The following is a 25,934-nucleotide window of genomic DNA, read 5'->3' as shown; positions in this document are numbered from 1 at the left end:
TACACGCTGGTTCCACTGCTCGCCATGATCTCCGTCACTCGGGCGGCGAATGGTAACACAGCCCTCACATGAGCTTGTGAAGGGGCGCACGATCGACCCCCCTGGGGCGGGTGGATACTCGATGGCATGAGCACCACGGAGCGTCCCAGGATCCTCGTAGTAGGCGGTGGGTACGTAGGCCTGTACGCAGCTCGACGCATCCAGAAGAAGATGCGTTACGGCGAGGCGACCGTCACCGTCGTCGACCCGCGGTCGTACATGACCTACCAGCCCTTCCTCCCCGAAGCCGCCGCCGGCAACATCTCCCCGCGGCACGTCGTCGTCCCCCTGCGGCGCGTGCTTCCCAAGGCGGAGGTCCTCACCGGCCGGGTCACCACCATCGACCAGGACCGCAAGGTCGCCACGATCGCCCCCCTGGTGGGCGAGGCGTACGAGCTGCCCTTCGACTACCTGGTCATCGCCATGGGCGCGGTCTCCCGCACCTTCCCGATCCCCGGCCTCGCCGAGCAGGGCATCGGCATGAAGGGCATCGAGGAGTCCATCGGCCTGCGCAACCACGTCCTGGAGCAGCTCGACAAGGCCGACTCCACCACCGACGAGGAGATCCGCCGCAAGGCGCTCACCTTCGTCTTCGTCGGCGGCGGCTTCGCCGGCGCGGAGACCATCGGTGAGGTCGAGGACATGGCCCGCGACGCGGCCAAGTACTACAAGAACGTCTCCCGCGAGGACATGCGCTTCATCCTCGTGGACGCCGCCGACAAGATCCTCCCCGAGGTGGGCCCCAAGCTCGGCCAGTACGGCAAGGAGCACCTCGAGGGCCGCGGCGTCGAGGTCTACCTGTCCACCTCCATGGACTCCTGCGTCGACGGCCACGTGGTGCTGAAGAACGGCCTCGAGGTCGACTCCAACACCATCGTGTGGACGGCCGGCGTCAAGCCGAACCCTGCCCTGTCCCGCTTCGGCCTGCCGCTGGGCCCCCGCGGTCACGTCGACTGCGCGCCCACCCTCCAGGTCCAGGGCACCGACTACATCTGGGCCGCGGGCGACAACGCCCAGGTGCCCGACCTCGTCGGCCGCAAGGCGGGCAACGAGAACGCCTGGTGCCCGCCGAACGCCCAGCACGCGCTGCGCCAGGCCAAGGTCCTCGGCGACAACGTCGTCTCCGGCATGCGGGGCTTCCCGCAGAAGGAGTACAGCCACGCCAACAAGGGCGCGGTGGCGGGCCTCGGCCTGCACAAGGGCGTCGCGATGATCGTCATGGGCAAGATGAAGATCAAGCTCAAGGGCCGTCTCGCCTGGTACATGCACCGCGGCTACCACGGTCTTGCGATGCCGACCTGGAACCGCAAGATCCGCGTCTTCGCGGACTGGACGCTCGGCATGTTCCTCAAGCGCGAGGTCGTCTCCCTCGGCGCGATGGAGACCCCGCGCGAGGAGTTCTACGAGGCCGCCAAGCCGGCTCCGGCCGCGCCGAAGGCCGACCAGAGCGACAAGCCGACGGCTAAGACCGAGGCCAAGGCCTCCTGACCTCCGGTCGCCGCCGGCCGTAGCAGTCCCCCGAAGGGGCCGCCCGCCATCCGTGGTGCGGGCGGCCCCTTCGCGTTGCCCGCGCACACCCGGCGACAGAACTCGTGGTGTGTACAAGTATTTTGCCGAGTCATAACGCGCGCCGGGGACTGTACGGCGGGCTCCCAGGTGTTTACGTGGTGATGGACATTCCGGGATCGCTCGTCACGGAGGTACGCCATGGCTGATGCCGCGCTGCGGCTGCAGAACCTCTTCGAACAGTTGCTGGGAGCGCCCCTCCCGGTGCGTATCCGCGCCTGGGACGGTTCGCAGGCGGGCCCGCCGGGCGCCCCCGTCCTCGTCGTCCGCAACCGCCGGGCCCTGCGCCGGCTGCTGTTCAAACCGGGCGAACTGGGCCTGGCCCGCGCCTGGGTGGCCGGCGACCTCGGCATCGACGGAGACCTCTACACCGCCCTCGAACTGATGGCCGGTTTGATCTGGGAGCGCGGTGAGGACGCCCGCACGCTCGCCGGGGCGCTGCGCGACCCCGAGGTGAGGGCCGCCGTGCGCGGCCTGGTGAGGCTCGCCGGCCCGCCGCTGCCGCCCTCCCCGCCGCCGGAGGAGGTCCGCCGGGCCCGCGGCCACCTGCACACCAAGCGCAGCGACCGACGCGCCATCAGCCACCACTACGACGTCGGCAACGACTTCTACGAGCTCGTCCTCGGCCCGTCCATGGTCTACTCCTGCGCCTACTGGCAGGCACCGGAGGCCGAGGGCGGCACGCTGGAGGACGCCCAGCGCGACAAGCTCGAACTGGTCAGCCGCAAGCTCGGCCTGCGGCCCGGCCTGCGCCTGCTCGACGTGGGCTGCGGCTGGGGCTCCATGGCGATCCACGCGGCCCGCGAACACGGCGTGAGCGTCGTCGGCGTCACCCTCTCCCAGGAGCAGGCCGCCTACGCCCGCAAGCGCGTCGCCGACGAGGGCCTGACCGACCGGGTGGAGATCCGCGTCCAGGACTACCGGGACGTCGCCGACGGGCCGTACGACGCCATCTCCTCGATCGGCATGGCCGAGCACGTGGGTGCCGAGCGCTACCTGGAGTACGCCATCGACCTCCACCGGCTCCTGCGGCCCGGCGGGCGGCTGCTCAACCACCAGATCGCGCGGCGCCCCCAGCGGGACGAGTCGGCCTACGACGTGGACGAGTTCATCGACGCCTACGTCTTCCCCGACGGCGAACTGGCCCCGCTCGGCACCACCGTGACCCAGCTGGAGCGTGCCGGGTTCGAGGTGCGCGACGTGGAGTCGATCCGCGAGCACTACGCGCTCACCCTGCGCCGCTGGGTCGCCAACCTGGAGTCCGAGTGGGCCGCGGCGCTCCGGCTGGTCAGCCCCGGCCGGGCCCGGGTGTGGCGGCTGTACATGGCCGCCTGCGCGCTCTCCTTCGAGCGCAACCGCATCGGCGTCAACCAGGTCCTGGCGGTGAAGACCCCGGAGGCGGGCGGCTCCGGCCTGCCGCTGCGCGCCCGCACCTGGCACTGACCGGCCCCCGCGACGCCGAAGGGCCCCGCTCCGGACGGAACGGGGCCCTCCTCGTACGCGCCGGCTGCCCGGCCGTACCGTCACTCCAGCTGCTCGGCCTGTTCGGCCTACTCGGCCTTGATCGCCTGGAGCATGTTCAGCCGTGCCGCCCGCCGGGCCGGCCACAGCGCGGCCAGGACGCCCACGACGGCGGCCAGCAGCAGGAACACGCCCATCCGTCCCCAGGGCAGGACCAGTTCGTACGTCGCGATCGTCGAGCCCATCAGCTCACCGGCGGCCCAGCCGAAGAACACGCCCAGGCCGATGCCGAGCACCCCGCCGAACAGGGAGATCACCAGGGACTCCAGGCGGACCATCCGCTTGATGCCCTTGCGGTCCAGGCCGATGGCCCGCAGCATGCCGATCTCCTGGGAGCGTTCGAAGACCGACATGGCCAGGGTGTTGATGACACCGAGGACGGCCACGATCACCGCCATGGCCAGCAGGCCGTAGAGCATGTTCAGCATCAGCGTGAACATCTTGGCGATCTCGTTGGAGATGTCCTTCTTGTCCTGGATCTTGATCGCCGGGTTGGTGTCGAGCGCCTGCTGGAGGCTGTCCTTGGCGGCCGCGGAGGCCCCGTCGGACATCTTCACCATCACCTGCATGTCGACCGGGTCGCTCAGGTGCGGGGTGAGGACGGAGTTGTCGAGCATGATGCCGCGCAGCATCTCGTTGGCCTCGTAGACGCCCGCTACGGTGAGCCGCTGCTTCTCGCCGTCCTCGTAGGCGACGGTGAAGTCCGAGCCGGCCTTCCAGCCGTTCTCCTTCGCCGTCTCGCCGTCCACGACGACCCCGGTGCCGCCGACCTCGAACGCGCCCTGCTCGACCTTCAGGTCGGTCAGCTCGGTGATCGTGGAGCCGTTGACGCCGGTGAGGTACTCGGTGTCGCCGCCGATGCGGGCGGGGGAGTTGCGCAGCGGGCTGACGGCGGTGACGCCGTCGGTCCCGGCCAGCTTCTCGCCGACGTCCGGGGAGAGCCAGTTGCCGTTGGCCATGGAGACCACGTAGTCGGCCTTGATCGCCGCCGACGCCATCTTGTCGATCGACTTCTGCAGGCTGCCGGCCATCACGGTCATGCCGGTGATGAGCGTCAGACCGATCATCAGCGCGGAGGCGGTGGCGGCGGTGCGGCGCGGGTTGCGCACCGAGTTCTGCCGGGCGAGCTTGCCGGAGACGCCGAACACGCGCAGCACCGGAGCGGCGGCGGCGATCAGCGGGCGGGAGAGCAGCGGCGTCAGGATGAACACGCCGATGATCAGCAGCACCGCGCCCAGACCCATCGGGGCCTGCCCGTCCGAGCCGCCCATGGTGGTCGCCGCGAGGACGACCGCGATGCCGGCGCCCGAGACCAGTGCGCCCAGCGTGTTGCGCAGCACCAGCGACTTGGTCGTCGCCTTCGCGTGCACGCTGCTCATCGCCGCGACCGGCGGGATCTTCGCCGCCCGGCGGCCCGGCAGCCAGGCGGCCAGCATGGTCACCAGGACGCCGACCGCGAGGGCCGCGACGATCGTGCCGGTCGAGACCACCAGCGGCCCGTCGGGCACGACCTCGCCCATCGAGCCCATCAGGGCGCGCATCCCGGCCCCGATGCCGATGCCCGCGAGCAGGCCGGTGACCGCGGCGACGACGCCGACCACGAACGCCTCGATCAGCACCGACCGCGTCACCTGCCGGCGGGAGGCGCCGACCGCCCGCATCAGGGCGAGTTCCTTGGTGCGCTGGGCGACCAGCATGGTGAAGGTGTTGGCGATGATGAAGGTGCCGACGAAGAGCGCGATGCCGGCGAAGACCAGCAGCCCCTGCTTCATGCCGCTCATCGACGAGGCGATCGCCTCCGCCTGGTCGTCGGCCAGCTCCTGGGCGGTGGTGGTCTCGACCAGGCCCTTCGGCAGCGCCTTGTCCAGCTCCGCCTTCAGCGCGGCCTGCGTGACGCCGTCCTTCGCCTTGACGTCGATCTCGTCGTACGCGCCCGTCTTGCCGAAGACCTTCTGCGCGGTCGCCGTGTCGAACAGGGTGAGGCTGCCGCCGGCCGCGACACCGCCGTCGTCGGTGGTGAAGACGCCGACGACCTTCGGCGTGATGACCGGGCCGTCCACGGACATCCGCACGGTGTCCCCGACGCCGTAGCCGGTGCGCTCGGCGGTCTTGGAGTCGATGAGGATCTCGCCCTCGCCCTTGGGGGCGCGCCCGTCGGTCAGCGGGTACCGGGGGTCCTTCTCGCCCCAGTAGTTGCCGCCCTTGGTGCTCCAGCCGTCGCCGATCAGGTCGCCGTCCTTGTCGGCGACCGCGGTGAAGCCGGAGACCACGCCGATGGCGTGGGCGGCGCCCGGCACCCCGGCGCTGTCCTCGACGAGGGCCTGCGTCAGCTCGGGCTGCTCGCCGACCTTGTCGCCCTCGGCCTCCTGGAACTCGGGGGTGACGGCCACGTCGACGTGGTCGAAGCCCTTGGCGGAGCTGTTCTGCAGGGCGTCGGAGATGGTGTTGGTGAAGACCAGGGTGCCCGACACGAACGCCACACCGAGCATCACGGCGAGCACGGTCATCAACAGCCTGGCCTTGTGCGCGAGAACGTTGCGCAGGGCGGTACGGAACATGGGTCTTCTCTGTCCGGAGGTGAGTACGAGAGGGCGGGGACGGGTCAGCTGGTACGGCCCTTGGCGTCGAACCGCTTCATGCGGTCCAGCACCGAGTCGGCCGTCGGCCCGTACACCTCGTCGACGATGCGTCCGTCCGCGAGGAAGACCACCCGGTCCGCGTAGGCCGCGGCCACCGGGTCGTGGGTCACCATGACGACCGTCTGCCCGAGCTCGCGCACCGAGTTGCGCAGGAAGCCCAGCACCTCGGCGCCCGAGCGGGAGTCGAGGTTTCCGGTCGGCTCGTCACCGAAGATGATCTCGGGCCGGGAGGCCAGCGCCCGGGCCACGGCCACGCGCTGCTGCTGACCGCCGGAGAGCTGGGAGGGACGGTGACCGAGCCGGCCGGAGAGGCCGACCATCTGGATCACGGAGTCCAGCCACTGCTTGTCCGGCTTGCGGCCCGCGATGTCCATCGGGAGGGTGATGTTCTCCAGGGCGGTGAGCGTCGGCAGCAGGTTGAACGCCTGGAAGATGAAGCCGATCTTGTCGCGGCGCAGCTTGGTCAGCTGCTTGTCCTTCAGGGAGCCCAGTTCGGTGTCGCCGATGCGCACCGAGCCGGAGGAGAAGGTGTCCAGCCCGGCGACGCAGTGCATCAGCGTGGACTTGCCGGAGCCCGAGGGGCCCATGATCGCGGTGAACTCGGCCTGCCGGAAGTCGACGGAGACCCGGTCCAGGGCGACCACCTGGGTCTCACCCTGGCCGTAGATCTTGGACAGCTCCGTGGCGCGCGCGGCCACGGTGGTGGACCGGTCGGCTGGGGGTCCTTCCGGGCGGAGCCCGGGGGAGGGTGCGGTGGTCACGGGAAGGGCGCTCCTGTCGGTACGGCGTGTGTTCGGGGACGTTCTCCATCCTTCCGGCCGCGGGGCGCCGTGTAGTCAGCCGCTGTTCCCGTTCCTGGGGGCGACTTCGGTCGGACGGCGAGGGCGCGTGTACTACCTGAGGATGACGGTCGACCCCGACCCGCCGGTTGACACGGACGGGCGTCGCGGCGGGACGCCGTAACGGGGCGGGCACCCTTGAAGAGACGGTGAAATTCCGTCATTCCGCATGTGTGGCCGGGCACCACGGGCAAGGCTGTTGGCGAGTGAGGATGGGTCGGCCCCGGAGCTGATGACCCCTCAGGCGCCAATAAAATAAGACAACATCGGTCCGCCTGCCCCCTGCGCGAGGGGCGTGCCCCGATAGGCTCAAGGCGCTCGACGCGGAGCCCATGGCCTGCCCGGATGGTGGAATGCAGACACGGCGAGCTTAAACCTCGCTGCCCCTTCGCGGGCGTGCCGGTTCAAGTCCGGCTCCGGGCACTCTCCCGCAATGCGCGCGGACCGGCGTTTGACCTCAAGCAAACTTGAGTTTCTAGGTTCCTCTCCAGGCGGTCACCGAGGCCGTCACCGAGGTCGTCACGAAACGAGGAACCCTCATGTCCGTCCTGCCTTCCGTGTCCCTGTCCCCGCTGAAGATCGGCGTGATCGTCGGCAGTGTGCGGCCCGGCCGGTTCGCCGACACCGTCGCGCGGTGGTTCGTCTCCGAGGCGGGCCGGCGCGACGACATGGACGTACACGTCATCGACCTGTCCGAGCCGGCGCTCGCGGCGGAGCTGAAGCTCTCCCTGGGTGAGGACGGGGCGCCGTCCGGCGCTCCAGGCCTCGCCGAGCGTGTCGGCGGGCTCGACGGCTTCGTGGTCGTCACCCCCGAGTACAACCACGGCTACCCGGCCTCCCTGAAGCTGGCCATCGACCACGTCTACGCCGAGTGGCGCGCCAAGCCGGTCGGCTTCGTCTCCTACGGCGGCATGGCCGGCGGCGCGCGGGCGGTGGAGCAGCTGCGGCAGGTCTTCGCCGAGCTGCACACGGTCACCCTGCGCGACACCGTCTCGTTCCCCATGGCCTGGGAGAAGTTCGACGAGGACGGCCGCCCGTTCGACGAGGGCGGTCCGGCCAAGGCCGCCGCCGTCCTGCTGGACCAACTCGAATGGTGGGGCCGGACCCTCCGCGAGGGCCGCGCCGCCCGCCCGTACGGAGGCTGACCGGTACTCCCGCGACGGTCCGCGGTGATTCACCGCGGACCGTTGACAGCGGCGCAGCGTGGCCGGAGACTCAGCCCAGCGCTCAGTGAAGGAAATTTCACCAGGCGAACGACTGGGCGACGACGCCGCACGACCCATGGAAGGGACGACCGATGCGCACCACCGTCGGGATCATCGGGGCCGGCCCCGCCGGACTCCTCCTCGCCCGCCTGCTGCACAACGCGGGGATCGACTCGGTCGTCCTGGAGAGCCGCGACCGCGCCTACGTCGAGCGGCGGCAGCGCGCCGGAATCCTGGAGCAGGGCACCGTGGACGTCCTGCGCGCGGCCGGGGCGGGGGAGCGGATGGACCGCGAGGGGCTGCGTCACGACGGCATCGAGCTGCGGTTCGACCGCCGCCGCCACCGCGTCGACTTCCCCCGGCTGACCGGCGGCAGGTCCGTCATGGTCTACGCCCAGACCGAGGTGTGCAAGGACCTCATCGCCCTCCAGCTCGAGGAGGGCGGCCCGCTGCTCTTCGAGGCCGAGGCGCTGGCCGTGGAGGGCGCCGAGACCGACCGCCCGCGCGTCCGCTTCCGGCACGAGGGCGTCGAGGACGTCCTGGAGTGCGACTACGTCGTCGGCTGCGACGGCTTCTGGGGAGTCGCGCGCAAGGCGGTCCCGGCCGGACTCAGCCGCACCTTCGAACGGACGTACCCCTTCGGCTGGCTCGGCATCCTCGCCGACGTCGCCCCCTCGCACGACGAGCTGGTCTACGCCCGCCACGACCGCGGCTTCGCCCTCCTGTCCATGCGCTCCCCGTCCGTCTCCCGCCTCTACCTCCAGGTCCCCGTCGGCACGGACGCCGAGAGCTGGAGCGACGACGAGATCTGGGCGGAGCTGGACCGCCGCTTCGAGACCGACGACGACTGGACCCTCCGGCGCGGCCCGGTCACCCAGAAGTCGGTCACCCCCATGCGCTCCTACGTCCACGAGCCCATGCGGCACGGCCGCCTCTTCCTGGCCGGCGACGCCGCGCACATCGTGCCGCCCACCGGCGCCAAGGGCCTGAACCTCGCCGTCGGGGACGTCGTCACCTTCGCGCGGGCGCTGGCACACCGGCGGGAGACCGGCTCCGAGGCCCTCCTGGACGCCTACTCCGCGACCTGTCTGCGCCGCGTCTGGCAGGCCGAGCGGTTCTCGTACGACATGACCACCCTGCTGCACCGCGCTCCCGACGCCACCCCCTTCGAGGACCGGCTCCAGGTGGCCCGCCTGGACCGCATCGCGTCCTCGCGCGCCGCGGAGACCGACCTGGCCGAGGCCTACACCGGATTCCCGATCGGGTGAGCGACGAGGGGCCGCGCGCACGACCCCGCCCGTGAGGGGAATCACTGATCCGCGTAGCGTGTTGACCCGCAGGGGCAGGGAAAGATCCTCCCCAGGCAGTAGGGTCATTCCTTTGCCGTTCCATTACTCTTGAGCCAAGGCTGCGCAGTGTGGCCATGGAGGAGTGAAATGAGGAGCAGAAACCCGGTCTTCTCGCGACGGGGGTTCAGCCGCGACAACGGCTACGCGGGCTTCAACACCGCGCCGCAGGCCGGGGGTCCCGCTGTCGCCACCCAGGGCAACCCGTATGCCCAGCCCGCGGGGGCCAACCCGTACGCGCAGAACCCGTACGCGACCAACCCGTACGCCCAGCAGGACGTGCAGCACGGCGCGCCGCCGCAGGCGCCGGCCGGCGCCGGCCGGATGACGATGGACGACGTCGTCATCCGCACCGCGAGCACGCTCGGCACGCTCATCGTGACGGCCGCGCTCGCGTGGGCGCTGCTGCCCGTGGACGACGCCAACATCGGCCGTTCCTACGGCATCGGCATCGGTGCCGCGCTGATCGGCATGGTCCTGGCGCTGGTCCAGTCCTTCAAGCGCAAGGCGTCGCCCGCGCTGATCCTGACGTACGCGGCCTTCGAGGGTGTCTTCCTCGGCGTCGTCTCCAGCGTCGTCGACAACCGCATCGCCGACGGCGCGGCCATGCAGGCCGTGATCGGCACGATGGCGGTCTTCGCCGGTGTGCTGATCGCGTACAAGGCCGGCTGGATCCGCGTCAACCGCCGCTTCTACGGCTTCGTCATGGCGGCCGCGCTCGGCTTCGTCTTCCTGATGATGGTGAACCTGCTGTTCGCCGTCTTCGGCGGCGGTGACGGCCTCGGCTTCCGCAGCGGCACGCTCGGTGTCGTCTTCGGCATCGTCGGCATCATCCTCGGCGCCTGCTTCCTCGCCATGGACTTCAAGCAGGTCGAGGACGGCCTGGCCTACGGCGCCCCGCGCGAGGAGGCCTGGCTCGCCGCCTTCGGCCTCACCCTGACGCTGGTCTGGCTGTACCTGGAGTTCCTGCGGCTGATCGCGATCCTGAACAGCAACGACTAGCGACGGACGGTCCGCGACGGCGGACGCCGGTCGACAGTGAAGGGCCCCGGGCTTGCCGCCCGGGGCCCTTCGTCGTCGTGGTGGGTCGTCGTGGTGCGGCGGCGCGCGCTCAGCGGAGCCTGCGCGCGGCCCTTCTCAGGTCGTACTCGTGGATGATCGCCTTCGCGTGGCCGTACGCGAGGTTGTGTTCGTGACGGAGCCAGCTGACCTTCTCCTCGAAACGGAAGAGGGCGGGGCCGTCCTCGACGGCGCGCAGCCAGTCGGAGATCTCACGACCGGTGCAGTGCGGGATGCGGGCGAGCATGTTGCGATGGGTCTCCTCGGAGAAGACTTGGGACATCGGCGCCTCCGGGCGGAAATGGGATGTAAGCCGGTCCTTCAGGTCACCGTGCCTGAGCGTTCGCCCGTTGGCAACAGTCCCGGAGGGGCGCGTACGCTCGCGCCGTGGTTGATACGACGCCTATGACCCGTGCCGTGGACGACTTCGCCGACCGGTTGCGGGCCGCCCCGCAGAGCAGGCTGCAACGCGGGGCCGCCGCCGAGGCGCTGGAGCTGGCCAGGGAGCTGTCCCGGCGTGCCCAGTTGCTGGAGGAGCCGGGGACGGAGCCCCGGGAGATGCCGGACGCGGGGATGTTCGCCGCCGCCGACCAGATCGCCGTCGCCGCGCACGACTTGGCCCTCGTACTGACGGACGAGGGCCAGGTGGCAGAGGCGGTGCGGCTGGTGGAGGAGGCCCGCAAGCGGGCCGGGGTCTGACGGCCCCGGGCGGGCCGCACCGGGCGCGGGGGCGCTAGAGGGACGCGATGACCCGGTCCGCCAGGATGTACACGTTGTCCTCGCCGCAGGCGAAGGTCAGCGTGTAGGCGCCGGAGATCCCCGAGCCGCCCAGCAGGTACGGCGTCTTGCCCGCGCCCAGCGCGGCGGCCAGGCGCTCCGCGGTCTCGCGGTGCCCCGGCGTCATGCAGAGAGTGGTCCCGTCGGCGAAGACGTACACGTCCAGCGTGCCCAGCGGGCCCGGGCGGACGTCGGCCAGCGCCACGCTCGACTCGGCCAGCTCCTCGAGGGTGGCGACGGTGCGCTCGTGGTCGCCGACGGCCGGTGACGGGTTCGGCACGAAGTCCGGGTGCGAGGGGTGCCGGCGGCGGGCGGCGGCCAGCTCGGCGGACTCCCGCGGACCGCCCGCGTCCTGCGCGGTCGCCTCGTCGGTGTCGGCGCCCGGTTCGGCCACCGGCTCCATGCCCGCGAAGTCGGCCTGGCGGGGCAGGAACAGCTCGCTGTCGGCCAGGCCGAGCAGCAGCGGCGCGTCGGAGGAGTCCCGGGACTCCTGGGCGGCCCAGAAGGCCCGCGCCTCGGCGAGCTCCCGCTCCCGTTCCTCGGCCAGTGCCTGAGCGACGGCGTCGCGTATCTCCTCCGCGTCGGCGGTGGAGCGGGCGGCGGGCACCCGGCCCCGCGGGGCGGTGGCGCGGCTCTCGGCCAGCTCGGTGCGCAGAGCCGCCACCTGTCGGCGCAGCACCAGGATGCTGCGCAGGACGGCGACGCCCACGGCGCCGGTGGCGGCCGTGGTGAGCAGCAGGGCGATCGGCATGGCGCTCACTGACGTACTCCCGGTTCAAAGTCGACCCCCGACTTCCTACATCAGCTTGAAGGGAGGACTAACCGTCTGTCAGTGCGTAACGTCACGAAACGGACAGGACTTTGGGCCCGGAAGGTAGGGGTGTTGCTGGTCTGACCTGCGTAAATCAGGGGTGCGGGAGAGGTAGGTCACATCCTGGGGGAGTTTGGGTCACAAAACGGCCCGGAACCCCGGGTGCTCAGGGTTCCGGGCCGTCGCGTCACGCTGGGTCCCCCAGGTGCTACTGACGGTGCCTCAGTGGAGCGGCGGACGGGTCAGCTCAGACGCTCGATGACCATGGCCATGCCCTGGCCGCCGCCGACGCACATGGTCTCCAGGCCGAACTGCTTGTCGTGCGTCTGGAGGGAGTTGATCAGCGTGCCGGTGATGCGGGCGCCGGTCATGCCGAAGGGGTGGCCGACGGCGATGGCGCCGCCGTTGACGTTCAGCTTCTCCAGCGGGATGCCGAGGTCGCGGTAGGAGGGGATGACCTGCGCGGCGAACGCCTCGTTGATCTCGACCAGGTCGATGTCGCCGACGGTCAGCCCGGCGCGGGACAGCGCCTGCTTGCTCGCCTCGACCGGGCCCAGGCCCATGATCTCGGGCGAGAGGCCGGAGACGCCGGTGGACACGATGCGGGCGAGCGGGGTCAGGCCCAGCTCGCGGGCCTTGGTGTCGCTCATGATCACGAGGGCGGCGGCGCCGTCGTTGAGCGGGCAGCAGTTGCCGGCGGTGACCAGGCCGTCTGGGCGGAAGACGGGCTTGAGGCCCTGCACGCCCTCCAGGGTGACGCCGGCGCGCGGGCCGTCGTCCTTGGCGACGACGGTGCCGTCGGGCAGCGTGACCGGGGTGATCTCGCGCTCCCAGAAGCCGTTCTTGATGGCTTCCTCGGCGAGGTTCTGCGAGCGGACGCCGAACTCGTCCATGTCCTGCCGCGTGATCCCCTTGGCGCGCGCCAGGTTCTCGGCGGTCTGGCCCATCGCGATGTACGGGTCGGGGACCAGGCCGTCCTCGCGCGGGTCGTGCCAGGTGGTGCCCTCCTGCTGGGCGACCTCGGCGGTGCGGGCCTCGGCCTCGGCGAAGAGCGGGTTGCGCGTGTCGGGCAGGCTGTCGGAGTTGCCCTTGGCGAACCGGGAGACCATCTCGACGCCGGCCGAGATGAAGACGTCGCCCTCACCGGCCTTGATCGCGTGCAGGGCCATACGGGAGGTCTGCAGGGACGAGGAGCAGTACCGGGTGACGGTGCAGCCGGGCAGGTGGTCCATGCCCATCTCGACGGCGACGATCCGGCCGAGGTTGTTGCCCTGCTCGCCGCCGGGCAGACCGCAGCCCAGCATCAGGTCGTCGATGTCCCGGGGGTCCAGCTCGGGAACCTTGGCGAGCGCGGCCTGGATGATCGTGGCGGCGAGGTCGTCGGGCCGCAGGTCCTTGAGGGAGCCCTTGAAGGCGCGGCCGATGGGGGAGCGGGCGGCAGAGACGATCACGGCTTCGGGCATCACGGCTCCAGTGGCGTCGCGGGGATGAGGCGGCTGGTTGGGAAGTTACCCGGCCGTATGGCCTGGGTCACGGGTGCGGGGGTGTGACATGGACCGCAACTTTCTAAGCGCTTGCTTGCCTGCTCGCACAGCTGCGGGCAGTCGTGCCGCTGGGGCGGCACGGGTGGGCGCAGCGGCACCGGTAAGCGCCGGGCAGCGTCACGCCCCTACCTCGGCTGCGCGTCACGCCCCTACCTCGGCTGCGCCGACGTGGCGGGCTCCGCCTCCGCCACCCTCCTGCGCCTACGCCGTTTCAGCAGCGCCCACGGCCCCCGCGGCCCCGACGGCATCGCGGCCGCGACCTCCGTGCCGGCCTCCGACGCCGCCTCCGCCGCCGCCCGTGCCACCGGCAGGAAGCCCTCGCGGCGCAGCGCGTCGGGGCGCTCCTCCTCGGCCGGCCACAGGCCGAGCGCGGCGCACACCGACGGCAGTACGGCCATCGCGGCGGTGGCGTACCCCTCGGCGGAGGGGTGGTAGTTGTCCGGCCCGAACAGCTCCCGCGGGTTCTGCGCGAACTCCGGGCCCAGCAGATCGCCCAGCGACACCGTGCGCCCGCCCTGCTCCACGACCCCGATCGTCTGCGCGGCGGCCAGCTGCCGCGAGGCCCGCCGGGCCAGCCAGCGCAGCGGCTGCCGCACCCGCTCGATGGTGCCCAGGTCGGGACAGGTGCCGACCACCACCTCCGCGCCGGCCGTGCGCAGCCGCCGTACCGCGCCCGACAGGTGACGGACCGAGCGGGTGGCCGGCATCCGGTTGGTGACGTCGTTCGCACCGACCATGATCACGCAGATGTCGGGGACCGTCCCCGGGTCGGCGAGCACCAGGGCCACCTGTCGGTCCAGGTCGTCCGAGCAGGCCCCCGGCAGCGCGACCGAGCCCAGCTCCACCGGCCGCTCCGCCACCGCCGCGAGCCCCGAGGCGAGCAGCGCGCCCGGGGTCTGCCCGGCCCGGCGCACGCCCTGGCCCGCGGCCGTGGAGTCGCCCAGCATCATCAGCCGCAGGGGCGGCTCACCGGCCGTCGGCAGCCCGCCGCCGTACAGTCCCCGCGCGTTCGGCACCCGGTCGGGTCCCCCGATGCCCACCCGGCGCCTGGCCAGCTGCACCTCCGCCAGCAGCAGACCGGCCGCGGCCGCACCGGCCAGCCCGATGCCGCCGCCGCCGTACGCCGCGCCGGCCGCGATCCGCCGGGCCACCCGCGCCCTCGACATGCTCGTCATACGTCGCCGCCACCTCCTCCAACCCGTACACCCACTCCTTGCCCCGTACGGACGGTCGCCCAATCTCAACGGGGAGTGAACGGGGGAGCGGGCAACCTTCACGGGGCACGGGCGGGCCGCCAGGCCATAGGCTGGCCGGACCGATACACGACCACATCCTTTGCAGCATCCGGAGACCACGGTGCAATTCCACGACTCGATGATCAGCCTCGTCGGCAACACCCCGCTGGTGCGGCTCAACAGCGTGACCAAGGGCATCAGGGCCACCGTCCTGGCCAAGGTGGAGTACTTCAACCCGGGCGGCTCGGTGAAGGACCGCATCGCCCTGCGCATGATCGAGGCCGCGGAGAAGAGCGGCGAGCTGAAGCCCGGCGGCACGATCGTCGAGCCGACCAGCGGCAACACGGGCGTCGGCCTGGCGATCGTGGCCCAGCAGAAGGGCTACAAGTGCATTTTCGTCTGCCCCGACAAGGTGTCCACCGACAAGATCAACGTACTGCGCGCGTACGGCGCCGAGGTCGTCGTCTGCCCCACGGCCGTCGACCCCGAGCACCCGGACTCCTACTACAACGTCTCCGACCGCCTGGTCCGCGAGACGCCGGGCGCCTGGAAGCCGGACCAGTACTCCAACCCGAACAACCCGCTCTCCCACTACCACTCGACCGGTCCCGAGCTGTGGGAGCAGACGGCGGGGAAGATCACCCACTTCGTCGCCGGCGTCGGCACCGGCGGCACCATCTCCGGCACCGGGCGGTATCTGAAGGAGGCCAGTGACGGCGCGGTCAAGGTGATCGGCGCCGACCCCGAGGGGTCCGTCTACTCCGGCGGCTCCGGACGCCCGTACCTCGTCGAGGGCGTCGGCGAGGACTTCTGGCCGACGGCGTACGACCGCGAGGTCGCCGACGAGATCGTCGCCGTCTCCGACAAGGACTCCTTCCAGATGACCCGCCGCCTCGCCAAGGAGGAGGGCCTGCTGGTGGGCGGCTCCTGCGGCATGGCGGTCGTGGCGGCGCTGGAGGTGGCGTCGCGGCTCGGCGAGGACGACGTGGTCGTCGTACTCCTCCCGGACAGCGGGCGCGGCTACCTCAGCAAGATCTTCAACGACGAGTGGATGGCCGACTACGGCTTCCTGGAGGACGCCGGCCCCAGCGCCCGCGTCGCCGACGTCCTGAACCACAAGGAGGGCGGCCACATCCCCTCCCTCGTCCACATGCACCCGGACGAGACCGTCGGCGAGGCCATCGAGGTGCTGCGCGAGTACGGCGTCTCGCAGATGCCGATCGTCAAGCCCGGCGCCGGCCACCCGGACGTGATGGCCGCCGAGGTCGTCGGCTCCGTGGTGGAACGCGAGCTGCTGGACGCCCTGTTCGCCAAGCGGGCCTCGCTGGAGGACCCGCTGGAGAAGCACGTGTCCGCCCCGCTGCCGCAGGTCGGCTCCGGCGAGCCCGTCGCCGACCTGATGTCGGTGCTCGGCGCGGCCGACGCGGCGATCGTCCTCGTCGAGGGCAAGCCGACCGGTGTGGTGAGCCGTCAGGACCTGCTGTCCTTCCTGGCCAAGGGCAAGTAGCCAAGGGCAAGTAGCCAAGGGCAGGTGCGGACTTCGCCTTCGCGGAAGTGGTACGTGCGCGTCATGTGCGCGCAGCAGTCGCTTAACACGGGGGCGGCAGAGTAGGCGGTGTCGGCAGGGGCCGGGTCGGGGTACCTCCCAGGCGTCAAGCACTGGGGGAGGCTCCCCGGTCCCGCCGGCGTCGAACGGCGTCACGGACCTTCCGGAGCGGCTCCCGGACCTCCAAGGACGCCACGGACGCGCGCCGCCCGGCCGTGAGGCCCGGCACGGCGCGCGTCCACCGCGGGGACCGCCGTCGTCCCGCCCCCCAGCGATGGGGGTGCGGCGGTCCCCGCGCAGTCCTTCCTCAGAGGCAGAGGCGGAGGCAGAGGCGGAGGCAGAGGCGGAGGCAGGGGCCAGGGGCCTTCACCCGTCCCAGGTGTCGCCCTTGTCGGTCCGGCGGCGGCCCGAGAACAGGCCCGGATTGGTCCGCGCCACCTGGACGACGTTGACCCCGACGATGCCCGCCCAGGCGACCAGCAGTCCGGGGAGGTTGGCGACGCCGCCGCCGATCGCCGACAGCGGGACCGCGAGCACCAGCGAGACGATGCCGAAGCCGAAGCGCTCCCCGAAGGAGTCCGTCGGCCTCGGCGACCGGCTGTCCCGGGCCGTCGCCATCTGCTGCTCGGCCATCTGCCGCCGCACCCGGCGTTCGACCGCCCCGTCGATGCGCTGGTCGACCTTCTCCAGGAACGAGTCGACCAGCGCGGACTCGTACTCCTCCCCGAGCTCCCTGCGGGTCTGCAGGGTGGCGTCGAGTTCCTTCTTGAGGTCGGTGTCCCGCCCGTCCATTCCGGTCATGGCACCCAAGGTAGGCAGCCGGGACGCGGTCGGCACTGGGGTTAGCCCCCCTCTGTGGCGGGGGCGGGCGGGAGGAGCGCCGCACGTCGTGCCGGCCGCCGGCCCCGCTGTATAACGGTATGCAGGAATCGGGGTACCTGAATAGGGACGAAGTAGGGCGAGGGGGAGCACCTCATGAGCGGGACCAGCGGCACCGAGGGCGGCGGCACCGACAGTCCGGCCGTGCGGCTGCAGGCGCTGTTCGAGGGGCACCGGCTGACGCCGACCCAGCGGCGCATCGCGCACAGCATGGTGCGCCGCGCCTCCGAAGTGCCCTTCCTGTCCAGCGTGGAACTGGCCGAGCTGGCCGGGGTCAGTCAGCCGTCCGTGACCCGCTTCGCCGTCGCCCTCGGCTTCGACGGTTATCCGGCGCTCCGCCGCCACCTGCGCGAGGTGGCCCCCGCCGAACCGGTGGCGGACACCGGCTCCTGCAACGAGTACCAGCAGGCCGTCGAGGCCGAGATCGAGAACCTGCGCCACCTGGCGGAGGCGCTGGCCGACCCGGCGCCGGTGCGGGAGGCGGGCCGCGCCCTCGCCGCGAGCCGGCCCCTGCCGGTGCTCGGGCTGCGGGCGGCGGCGGCCCAGGCGCACGGCTTCGCCTACTTCGCCGCCAAGGTCCACGCGGACGTCCGGCTGCTGGACGAGGGCGGCACGATGCTCCACGACCGGATCGACGCCGCCGTCCGGGCGGGGGCGAGCGCTCTGCTCTGTTTCGCCCTGCCCCGCCATCCGCGCGAGGTCGTCGACGCGCTCGCCCACGCCAAGGGGGCGGGGCTGACGGTGGTGACCGTCGCCGACTCGGCCTTCGCGCCGGTCGCCAAGGTGTCCGACCTGCTGCTGCCCGCCGCCGTCGGCACCGGGCTCGCCTTCGACACCGCATGCGCGCCGATGCTGCTGGGCCGGGTGCTGCTGGAGGCCATGTGCGACGACCTGCCGGACGCCCAGGCCCGGCTGGAGGAGTTCGACGCGAAGGCGGCGGCACGGGGGCTCTTCGTCGACTGAGTCGCGTGGGGCGGTCCGGCCTGCCGGTGCCGGTGCCGGTGCCAGGGCCGGTGCCGGTGTCGGCGCCGCGTTCTCAGATTCGTCTCAGCTTTTCCCGTTAACCTGCCTCGCCGCACACCCTTCAGACGCATCGCAGGCAGCACAAAGGGACAGGAGGCCGGACGTGGCGCGCGGAGGACAGGGGCTGGCTCGGGTCGCCGTCGTCGTCAGGGCGGGGGCGGCGCCACTGTGGTGGCTGGGCGTCTTCGCGGCGGGCATCGGGTTGCTGGTGCCGGGACTGACCGGGCGCCGGATCGGGGTCCTGGCCGGAGCCGCCCTGTTCGTCGTCGCGGTGGCCGTCGTCGCCACCGTACGGCGCAAGCGGTACACCGCCCTGGCCGGCTCGGCCGCCCGCGCGGGCAAGCACGACGTGCTCCAGGACCGCGCGGTGACCCTGCGCAACTGGCGCCGGGGCCACCGCTGGTGGCTGCTCCTCGCCTTCCTCGCCGCCCTGGGCAGCGACTTCGCCGTCCCGGCCGCCGCCGGGCTGCTGATGGCCGGCTGCGGCGTGGGCCTGTGGTTGAAGTCCGCCTGGGTCGGCCGCCGCGAGCAGGCCGGGGACGCCCTGCTGTGGGTCCGCGTCGACTGGCTGTCCCGGGGCGGCGGCCGCCCGGCGGGCAAGACGGTCAAGGCCTACCGCAGCACGGGCATCGCGGCCGGCGACGCGGCACCCGGCGGGGCGCGGCGGAAGGCGGCGGCGCTGGTGTGACGCCGGGGTGCCGGTGCGGGTGCCGGTGCGGCGCTGAGAGCGGTGCGCCCACCGGTGCCGCGCGGCGCGGGTGCGGGTGAGGGGTGCGGCGTGGCTGGTCGCGCAGTTCCCCGCGCCCCCGGGGAGGGAGGCGTCACCTCAGCCGGGTCGTGAGCGCGTCCGTGTGTGCTCCGCCCGCCTCCGACACGATCTCCGCCACCGACTGGGCCTCCCGCACGGTCGCGAAGGCGACGCCCCCAAAACCGTCCGTCCCGAATCCGTAAACCCCGGGACGCGCCAGCGAGTTGTACGCGTAGTGGTGCGCGAAGTAGTACGCCCCCGTGTCCAGCGCCGCCGCGTAGTCCCCCTGCTCCAGCAAAGGCAGCGCACGCCCCGCCGCCAGCAGGTCGCCCGCGAAGCACGCCGGGCCCGCCACGTCCTGCACCACGTCCGGCCCCGCCTTCGGCAGCCCCTTGCCGTCGTACGCGGCGATCCGCAGCGGCCACGCCCCCGGCGCGTACACCGTCCGCGTGGCGACCTGCACGCCCGCGTGCGTCACCGCGACCGGCCGGCCCCCGGCGTTCTTGGCGTACTCCACGCGCGCCACCACCGTGCCGTGCTTGGCCAGCAGTGACCGCCCGAACTCGGTGACCAGCCCGTACCGCCCGTCGAACAGCCCCGGCACCGTCTCGCGCAGCACGCGCGCGTACTCGGCGTACGCCGGGGTCGTCTCGTCCGTCGCGAAGTTCACCGGCAGCCCGCCGCCGATGTCGAGCGTGTCGACCTGCCGGCGGCCCGCCCGCTCGTTGATCTCCTCGGCGAGCGCGTACGTCGCCGCCACGCCCTCGGCCATCAGCGCCAGCGGGATGCCCTGGGAGCCGGTGTGCGCGTGCAGCCGGGTCAGCCACGGCCGGTCCAGATACGCCCGCACCACCCACTCGCGGGCACCCTCGTCGCGCAGCGCCACCCCGAACTTCGAGGTCGCCGTCGCCGTCGACAGCGCCTCGATGGAGCCCCCGCCGACCTGCGGGTTGACCCGGATGCCGAGCGGGGACGTGCTCCTCCCGTCGGCCATCAGGGCGTCGATGCGCGCCAGCTCCTGCGGGTTGTCCGCGTTGACCGCGATGCCCAGCGCCAGCGCTTCCCGCAGCTCGCCCGGCGTCTTGGCGGGCGAATCCAGCACCGTCCGCTCCGGCGGCACCCCCGCCGCCCGGGCCAGGGCCAGCTCGCCCGGGCTCGCGACCTCGGCGCCGATGCCCTCCTCGTGCAGCAGCCGCACCACCGGGACCAGCGGGGTCGCCTTCACCGCGAAGGCGTGCAGCACCGCAGTCCCGGGTGCCGTCACCGCGTCGAACGCCGCCCGCAGTGCCGCCGCCGACTCGCGGATGCCCGCGACGTCCAGCAGCCCGACGATCGGGGCGTCGGGCCCCAGCAGCCCCTGCTCCACGGCCGCCCGCACCGCCTCGTCCCGCCGCGCCGCCCGCTCCGCGCCGGTGCCGCCCAGGTCTCCGCCCACGTCCGTGCCGTCGCTCACGCGATCCTCCGTTCCTTCGGGTGCCTGCTGACCGGTCCGTACTTCCAGCCAAACATCCGCGACGCGCCCGCGTCGGAACACGGACGTATTGACTAGTTCTATTCACAAGACGAGTATGTGAATATCCGCAGTAACAATCCGCCGGGAGCAAGCCACCAGGAGGCAGACCATGTCCGGACCCCGCCCGCCCGTCTCCCGCCGCCACCCTCAACCGAGGCCCTTCGGGCCGCCCTCTGGTCCTGTCCGCGCGCCACGCGGCACCACGCCGAGCGCCCTGGGCTGGCAGCAGGAGGCCGCCCTGCGGATGCTCCAGAACAACCTGGACCCGGAGGTCGCCGAGCACCCGGACAAGCTCGTCGTCTACGGCGGGACGGGGAAGGCGGCCCGCGACTGGCGCTCCTTCGACGCCATGGTGCGGACGCTCCAGACCCTCAAGCAGGACGAGACGATGCTCGTCCAGTCCGGTCGCCCGGTCGGCGTCATGCAGACCCACGAGTGGGCCCCGCGCGTCCTCATCGCCAACTCCAACCTGGTCGGCGACTGGGCCAACTGGGAGGAGTTCCGCCGCCTGGAAGCCCTCGGCCTGACCATGTACGGCCAGATGACGGCCGGCTCCTGGATCTACATCGGCACCCAGGGCATCCTCCAGGGCACCTACGAGACCTTCGCCGCCGTCGCCGCGAAGAAGTTCGGCGGCACGCTGGCCGGGACCATCACCCTCACCGCCGGACTCGGCGGCATGGGCGGCGCCCAGCCCCTCGCCGTGACGATGAACGACGGCGTCGCCATCTGCGTCGACTGCGACCCGCGCGCCATCGACCGCCGCATCGAGCACCGCTACCTCGACGTGAAGGCCGACTCCCTCGACCACGCCCTCCAGCTGGCCACCGAGGCCCGTGATCAGCGCAAGCCGCTGTCCATCGGCGTCCTCGGCAACGCCGCCGAGCTGGTCCCGCAGCTGCTCGCCATGGGCGCCCCGATCGACATCGTCACCGACCAGACCTCGGCCCACGACCCGCTGGCCTACCTGCCCACCGGGATCGCCTTCGAGGACATGGCCGACGCCGCCGCCAAGGACCCGGCGGGCTTCACCACCCGCGCCCGCGAGTCCATGGCCCGGCACGTCGAGGCCATGGTCGGCTTCCAGGACGCCGGCGCCGAGGTCTTCGACTACGGCAACTCCATCCGGGGCGAGGCCCAGCTCGCCGGGTACGACCGTGCCTTCGCCTTCCCGGGCTTCGTACCGGCGTACATCCGCCCGCTCTTCTGCGAGGGAAAGGGCCCCTTCCGCTGGGCCGCCCTGTCCGGCGACCCCGCCGACATCGCCAGGACGGACAAGGCGATCCTCGACCTCTTCCCCGAGAACGAGTCCCTCGCCCGCTGGATCAAGATGGCCGGTGAGCGCGTCCACTTCCAGGGCCTGCCCGCCCGGATCTGCTGGCTCGGCTACGGCGAGCGCGACAGGGCCGGTGAGCGGTTCAACGACATGGTCGCGAGCGGCGAGCTGGCCGCGCCGATCGTCATCGGCCGCGACCACCTCGACTGCGGCTCCGTCGCGTCCCCGTACCGCGAGACCGAGGCGATGCTCGACGGCTCGGACGCCATCGCCGACTGGCCGCTGCTCAACGCCATGGTCAACGTGGCCTCCGGCGCCTCCTGGGTCTCCCTGCACCACGGTGGCGGCGTCGGCATGGGCCGCTCCATCCACGCCGGTCAGGTCACCGTCGCCGACGGCACCGCACTCGCCGGCGAGAAGATCCGCCGCGTCCTCACCAACGACCCCGGCATGGGCGTCATCCGGCACGTCGACGCCGGGTACGACATCGCCGAGTCGGTCGCCGGGGAGCGGGGCGTGCGGGTGCCGATGCGCGAGGGCGCCGAGGCGACCGAGGCGCGCGAGGGTGACGGCGCGTGAGCTTCCACAGCATGTGGGCGGAGCTGCTGCCGGTCGGCCGCAGCTCCGCCTCCGGCGGCTACCGGCGCTACGCCTGGACCGGGGCCGACGCCGACTGCCGGGACTGGTTCCGGCAGCAGGCCCAGGCGCGCGGGCTGGCCTACGAGACCGACCGCAACGGCAACCAGTGGGCCTGGCTCGGCGACCCCGCCGCCGGCGACGCCGTCGTCACCGGCTCCCACCTGGACTCCGTGCCCGACGGCGGCGCCTTCGACGGCCCCCTCGGCGTGGTGTCCGCCTTCGCCGCCCTGGACGAACTGCGCGGGAGGGGAGCGCGGCTCACCAGGCCGCTCGGCATCGTCAACTTCGGCGACGAGGAGGGCGCCCGCTTCGGCCTCGCCTGCGTCGGCTCCCGGCTCACCGCCGGCGCGCTCACCGTCGAACAGGCCCACCGCCTCACCGACGGCGACGGCATCACGCTTCCGCAGGCCATGGAGGCCGCCGGGTACGACCCGGACGCCATCGGACCCGATCCCGAACGGCTCGCCCGCATCGGCGCCTTCGTCGAGCTCCACGTCGAACAGGGCCGGGCCCTCGACCTGTCCGGCGACCGCGTCGGCATCGCCTCAGCCATCTGGCCGCACGGACGCTGGCGGTTCGACTTCCGGGGCGAGGCCAACCACGCCGGCACCACCCGTCTCGCCGACCGCCGCGACCCCATGCTGTCCTACGCCGAGACCGTCCTCGCCGCCCGCCGCGAGGCCGAACTCGCCGGTGCCGTCGCCACCTTCGGCAAGATCGGCGTCGAGCCCAACGGCGTCAACGCCATCCCCTCCCTGGTGCGCGGCTGGCTCGACTCCCGCGCCGCCGACCAGGCGACCCTGGACACCGTGGTCACCGGCATCGAGAAGGCCGCCCGCGAGTACGCCGCCGCCCACGGCGTCGACCTCGGCGTCGAGCGTGAATCCTTCACCCCCGTCGTCGAGTTCGACCACGCCCTGCGCGACGAACTCGCCCGCATCCTGGGCACCGACACGGAACTGAAGGTCCCCGTCCTCGGCACGGGCGCCGGACACGACGCCGGAATCCTCTCCGGACGCGTCCCGACCGCCATGCTGTTCGTGCGCAACCCCACCGGCGTCTCGCACTCCCCGGCCGAGCACGCCGCCGAGGACGACTGCGTGGCCGGGGTGAGCGCACTCGCCGACGTACTGGAAGGGCTGGCCTGCACGTGACGACCACCGAGCGGACCCGGACCTACTGGCTGGAGCACGCCTGGCTCGGCACCCACGTCGAGCCGGGCGTCGCCGTGGACGTGAGCGACGACGGCCGCCTCGCCGCCGTCCGCACGGACGTCCCCGCACCGCCCCCGGGCGCGGAGCCCCTGCGCGGGCTGACCCTGCCGGGACTGGCGAACGCCCACTCGCACGCCTTCCACCGCGCCCTGCGCGGCACCGTCCAGGTCGGCTCCGGGACCTTCTGGACCTGGCGCGAGGTCATGTACTCCGTCGCCGACCGGCTGACCCCCGAGACGTACCTCGAACTCGCCCGCGCGGTGTACGCCGAGATGGCGCTGGCCGGCATCACGACCGTCGGAGAGTTCCACTACGTCCACCACGCCCCCGGCGGCGCCCCCTACGCCGACCCCAATGCGATGGGGGAGGCCCTGATCCAGGCCGCCGCCGACGCCGGCATCCGCATCACCCTCCTCGACACCTGCTACCTGTCCTCCGGCTTCGGACAGCCCCCGAACCCCCACCAGCGCCGCTTCTCCGACGGGACTGCGGAGGCCTGGGCGCAACGCTGTTCAGTTCTCAAGGAACGGGATCACGCACGGATCGGGGCGGCGGTCCACTCGGTGCGGGCCGTGCCCGCCGACCAGCTGGCGACCGTGGCCCGGTGGGCCGAGGAGCGACGGGCCCCGCTGCACGTGCACCTGTCCGAGCAGACCGCCGAGAACGACGCCTGCCGCGACGCCCACGGCTGCACCCCCACCCGGCTCCTCGCCGACCACGGAGTGCTCGGACCCCGCACCACCGGCGTCCACAACACCCACCTCACCGACGAGGACATCGCCCTGCTCGGCGGCAGCCGCACCGGCACCTGCATGTGCCCGACCACGGAACGGGACCTCGCCGACGGCATCGGCCCCGCGGCCGCCCTCCAGCGGGCGGGCTCCCCGCTCTCCCTCGGCTCCGACAGCCACGCCGTCGTCGACCTGCTGGAAGAGGCGCGCGCCATGGAGCTGAACGAGCGCCTGCGCACCCGCACCCGCGGCCACTGGACCGCCGCCGCCCTGCTGCGCGCCGCGAGCGCCGACGGGCACGCCGCCCTCGGCTGGGACGACGCCGGGACCATCGAGGCCGGGGCCCGCGCCGACCTCGCCACGGTCGCTCTGGACTCGGTCAGAACGGCGGGGCCGCTGCCGAGGCTCGGCGCCGAGACGGCCGTATTCGCGGCGACGGCAGCGGACGTACGGCACACGATCGTGGGCGGACGGCATGTCGTACGCGACGGGGTCCACACCCTCGTACCCGATGTGCCGCAGGCCCTCGCGCGGGCCGTGGCAGCCCTGCGCGCCCAGTAACGAACGCCCGCCCCCGCCCCCACGAGGACGTCACGGACACCATGAGCAGCACCGTCATCACCAACATCGCCGCACTCGTCACCAACGACCCCTCCCTGGGTGACAACTCCCCCCTCGGACTGGTCCGGGACGCGGCCGTCGTCATCGACGGCGACCGTGTCGCGTGGACCGGTGAATCAAGCAAAGCACCCGCCACTGACAATCGGGTCGACGCCGGCGGCCGGGCGGTCCTGCCCGGCTTCGTCGACTCCCACTCCCACCTCCTCTTCGGCGGCGACCGCACCGAGGAGTTCAACGCCCGCATGTCCGGGCGTCCTTACAGCGCCGGAGGCATCCGCACCACCGTCGCCGCCACCCGCGCCGCGAGCGACGCGGAACTGGAGGCGGGCCTCACCCGTTACCTCGAAGAGGCCCTGCGCCAGGGCACCACGACCTTCGAGACCAAGTCCGGCTACGGACTGACCACCGCCGACGAGTCCCGCGCCCTGCGCGTCGCCGCCCGCCACACCGACGAGGTGACGTTCCTCGGCGCCCACATCGTCGCGCCCGAACTGGCCGACGACCCCGCCGCCTACGTCGCGCTCGTCACCGGCGAGATGCTCGACGCCTGCGCCCCGCACGCCCGCTGGATCGACGTCTTCTGCGAGAAGGGCGCCTTCGACGGCGACCAGGCCCGCGCGATCCTCACCGCGGGCAGGGCGAGGGGCCTGCACCCCCGCATCCACGCCAACCAGCTCTCCTACGGCCCCGGAGTGCAGCTCGCCGTCGAACTCGACGCCGCCAGCGCCGACCACTGCACCCACCTCACCGACGCCGACGTGGACGCCCTGGCCAACAGCGGCACGGTCGCCACACTGCTGCCCGGCGCCGAGTTCTCCACCCGCGCCCAGTGGCCCGACGCCCGCCGCCTGCTCGACGCGGGCGCCACCGTCGCCCTGTCCACCGACTGCAACCCGGGCTCCTCCTTCACGTCCTCCGTGCCCTTCTGCATCGCGCTGGCCGTGCGGGACATGGGGATGACGCCGGACGAGGCGGTCTGGTCGGCCACCGCGGGCGGCGCCGCGGCCCTGCGCCGCGACGACGTCGGCCGCCTGACCCCCGGCGCCTGTGCCGACCTGACCCTCCTCGACGCCCCGAGCCACGTCCACCTCGCCTACCGGCCGGGCGTACCGCTGGTCCACGGCGTGTGGCGGCGCGGCGCACGGGTCGTCTGACCTCCTCCG

At 72.3% G+C, this 25,934-nt stretch carries 21 protein-coding genes and 1 tRNA gene; 14 read left to right on the top strand and 8 right to left on the bottom strand.

Going from position 1 to position 25,934, the window contains the following annotated elements:
• Positions 1-126 precede the first annotated feature (126 nt).
• Positions 127-1,527: an NAD(P)/FAD-dependent oxidoreductase gene (locus tag M6G08_RS33930; RefSeq protein ID WP_272590956.1), complete on the top strand. Its 1,401-nt coding sequence runs from the start codon at positions 127-129 to the stop codon at positions 1,525-1,527.
• A gap of 219 nt (positions 1,528-1,746) precedes the next feature.
• Positions 1,747-3,048: a class I SAM-dependent methyltransferase gene (locus tag M6G08_RS33925; RefSeq protein ID WP_272590955.1), complete on the top strand. Its 1,302-nt coding sequence runs from the start codon at positions 1,747-1,749 to the stop codon at positions 3,046-3,048.
• Positions 3,049-3,155: 107 nt separating this feature from the next.
• On the opposite strand, the gene M6G08_RS33920 is transcribed toward M6G08_RS33925, so the two are convergent.
• Both M6G08_RS33920 and M6G08_RS33915 read right to left on the bottom strand, forming a co-directional pair.
• Positions 3,156-5,684, bottom strand: a complete 2,529-nt coding sequence (locus M6G08_RS33920) for an ABC transporter permease (protein WP_272590954.1) — start codon at positions 5,682-5,684, stop codon at positions 3,156-3,158.
• Positions 5,685-5,728: 44 nt separating this feature from the next.
• Entirely contained in the window at positions 5,729-6,526 is a 798-nt protein-coding gene (locus M6G08_RS33915) for an ABC transporter ATP-binding protein (RefSeq protein ID WP_272590953.1), read from the bottom strand.
• Positions 6,527-6,943: 417 nt separating this feature from the next.
• Here M6G08_RS33915 and M6G08_RS33910 point away from each other — a divergent pair.
• The 4 genes from M6G08_RS33910 to M6G08_RS33895 all read left to right on the top strand — a co-directional run bounded on the left by M6G08_RS33910 (position 6,944) and on the right by M6G08_RS33895 (position 10,157).
• A tRNA-Leu gene (locus M6G08_RS33910) sits at positions 6,944-7,027 on the top strand.
• Between the two features lie 116 nt (positions 7,028-7,143).
• Positions 7,144-7,749 (top strand): NADPH-dependent FMN reductase, encoded by a 606-nt coding sequence (locus tag M6G08_RS33905; protein ID WP_272590952.1) that lies wholly within the window; start codon positions 7,144-7,146, stop codon positions 7,747-7,749.
• Between the two features lie 152 nt (positions 7,750-7,901).
• Entirely contained in the window at positions 7,902-9,077 is a 1,176-nt protein-coding gene (locus tag M6G08_RS33900; protein WP_272590951.1) for a 4-hydroxybenzoate 3-monooxygenase, read from the top strand.
• 168 nt (positions 9,078-9,245) lie between these two features.
• On the top strand, positions 9,246-10,157 hold the full coding sequence (locus M6G08_RS33895; protein WP_272590950.1) for a Bax inhibitor-1/YccA family protein: 912 nt from the start codon (positions 9,246-9,248) through the stop codon (positions 10,155-10,157).
• A gap of 109 nt (positions 10,158-10,266) precedes the next feature.
• Here the strand turns inward: M6G08_RS33895 and M6G08_RS33890 are convergent, their stop codons facing one another.
• Positions 10,267-10,497 carry a DUF4287 domain-containing protein gene (locus tag M6G08_RS33890; protein ID WP_272590949.1) on the bottom strand — a complete coding sequence of 77 codons (231 nt, stop codon included), beginning with the start codon at positions 10,495-10,497 and terminating at the stop codon, positions 10,267-10,269.
• Between the two features lie 122 nt (positions 10,498-10,619).
• Between M6G08_RS33890 and M6G08_RS33885 the strand changes: the two genes are divergently transcribed.
• The gene (locus tag M6G08_RS33885) at positions 10,620-10,913 is read left to right on the top strand and encodes a hypothetical protein (protein ID WP_272591507.1); all 294 of its coding nucleotides are present in this window, start codon (positions 10,620-10,622) and stop codon (positions 10,911-10,913) included.
• Positions 10,914-10,947: 34 nt separating this feature from the next.
• Here M6G08_RS33885 and M6G08_RS33880 read toward each other — a convergent pair whose 3' ends face one another.
• The 3 genes from M6G08_RS33880 to M6G08_RS33870 form a co-directional block, all read right to left on the bottom strand.
• Entirely contained in the window at positions 10,948-11,751 is an 804-nt protein-coding gene (locus tag M6G08_RS33880) for a hypothetical protein (protein WP_272590948.1), read from the bottom strand.
• A 293-nt stretch (positions 11,752-12,044) separates the two neighbouring features.
• Complete coding sequence (locus tag M6G08_RS33875) at positions 12,045-13,265, bottom strand: acetyl-CoA C-acetyltransferase (RefSeq protein ID WP_272590947.1); 1,221 nt, start codon at positions 13,263-13,265, stop codon at positions 12,045-12,047.
• 230 nt (positions 13,266-13,495) lie between these two features.
• Entirely contained in the window at positions 13,496-14,521 is a 1,026-nt protein-coding gene (locus tag M6G08_RS33870) for an SGNH/GDSL hydrolase family protein (RefSeq protein WP_272590946.1), read from the bottom strand.
• Between the two features lie 181 nt (positions 14,522-14,702).
• Here M6G08_RS33870 and M6G08_RS33865 point away from each other — a divergent pair, with 181 nt between their 5' ends.
• Positions 14,703-16,088 carry a cystathionine beta-synthase gene (locus M6G08_RS33865; protein ID WP_272590945.1) on the top strand — a complete coding sequence of 462 codons (1,386 nt, stop codon included), beginning with the start codon at positions 14,703-14,705 and terminating at the stop codon, positions 16,086-16,088.
• Between the two features lie 405 nt (positions 16,089-16,493).
• On the opposite strand, the gene M6G08_RS33860 is transcribed toward M6G08_RS33865, so the two are convergent.
• Positions 16,494-16,919, bottom strand: a complete 426-nt coding sequence (locus tag M6G08_RS33860; RefSeq protein ID WP_272591506.1) for a hypothetical protein — start codon at positions 16,917-16,919, stop codon at positions 16,494-16,496.
• Positions 16,920-17,102: 183 nt separating this feature from the next.
• On the opposite strand from M6G08_RS33860, the gene M6G08_RS33855 reads away from it, so the two are divergent.
• Positions 17,103-17,969 carry a MurR/RpiR family transcriptional regulator gene (locus M6G08_RS33855; RefSeq protein ID WP_272590944.1) on the top strand — a complete coding sequence of 289 codons (867 nt, stop codon included), beginning with the start codon at positions 17,103-17,105 and terminating at the stop codon, positions 17,967-17,969.
• 163 nt (positions 17,970-18,132) lie between these two features.
• A complete protein-coding gene (locus tag M6G08_RS33850; RefSeq protein WP_272590943.1) occupies positions 18,133-18,717 on the top strand; it encodes a hypothetical protein in 585 nt (194 codons plus the stop codon).
• Between the two features lie 133 nt (positions 18,718-18,850).
• On the opposite strand, the gene M6G08_RS33845 is transcribed toward M6G08_RS33850, so the two are convergent.
• The gene (locus tag M6G08_RS33845) at positions 18,851-20,230 is read right to left on the bottom strand and encodes a type III PLP-dependent enzyme domain-containing protein (protein WP_272590942.1); all 1,380 of its coding nucleotides are present in this window, start codon (positions 20,228-20,230) and stop codon (positions 18,851-18,853) included.
• A gap of 169 nt (positions 20,231-20,399) precedes the next feature.
• Here M6G08_RS33845 and hutU point away from each other — a divergent pair, with 169 nt between their 5' ends.
• From hutU to hutI, 4 genes are read left to right on the top strand one after another with little or no spacing between them, the layout of a single operon-like run.
• Positions 20,400-22,145 carry a urocanate hydratase gene (gene hutU / locus M6G08_RS33840; RefSeq protein ID WP_272590941.1) on the top strand — a complete coding sequence of 582 codons (1,746 nt, stop codon included), beginning with the start codon at positions 20,400-20,402 and terminating at the stop codon, positions 22,143-22,145.
• Positions 22,142-23,359, top strand: a complete 1,218-nt coding sequence (locus M6G08_RS33835) for an allantoate amidohydrolase (protein WP_272590940.1) — start codon at positions 22,142-22,144, stop codon at positions 23,357-23,359. The genes hutU and M6G08_RS33835 overlap by 4 nt, the downstream gene beginning before the upstream one ends.
• Positions 23,356-24,711 (top strand): formimidoylglutamate deiminase, encoded by a 1,356-nt coding sequence (locus M6G08_RS33830; RefSeq protein WP_272590939.1) that lies wholly within the window; start codon positions 23,356-23,358, stop codon positions 24,709-24,711. Before M6G08_RS33835 ends, M6G08_RS33830 begins: the two co-directional genes overlap by 4 nt.
• A 41-nt stretch (positions 24,712-24,752) precedes the next feature.
• Positions 24,753-25,925, top strand: coding sequence for an imidazolonepropionase (hutI, locus tag M6G08_RS33825; protein ID WP_272590938.1), 1,173 nt, complete (start codon positions 24,753-24,755; stop codon positions 25,923-25,925).
• Positions 25,926-25,934 lie beyond the last annotated feature (9 nt).

This window comes from Streptomyces sp. M92 (genome assembly GCF_028473745.1).
GTDB lineage: Bacteria > Actinomycetota > Actinomycetes > Streptomycetales > Streptomycetaceae > Streptomyces.
Note: the sequence above shows the minus strand (reverse complement) of the source record. Positions and strands in the feature narration are given on the sequence as shown.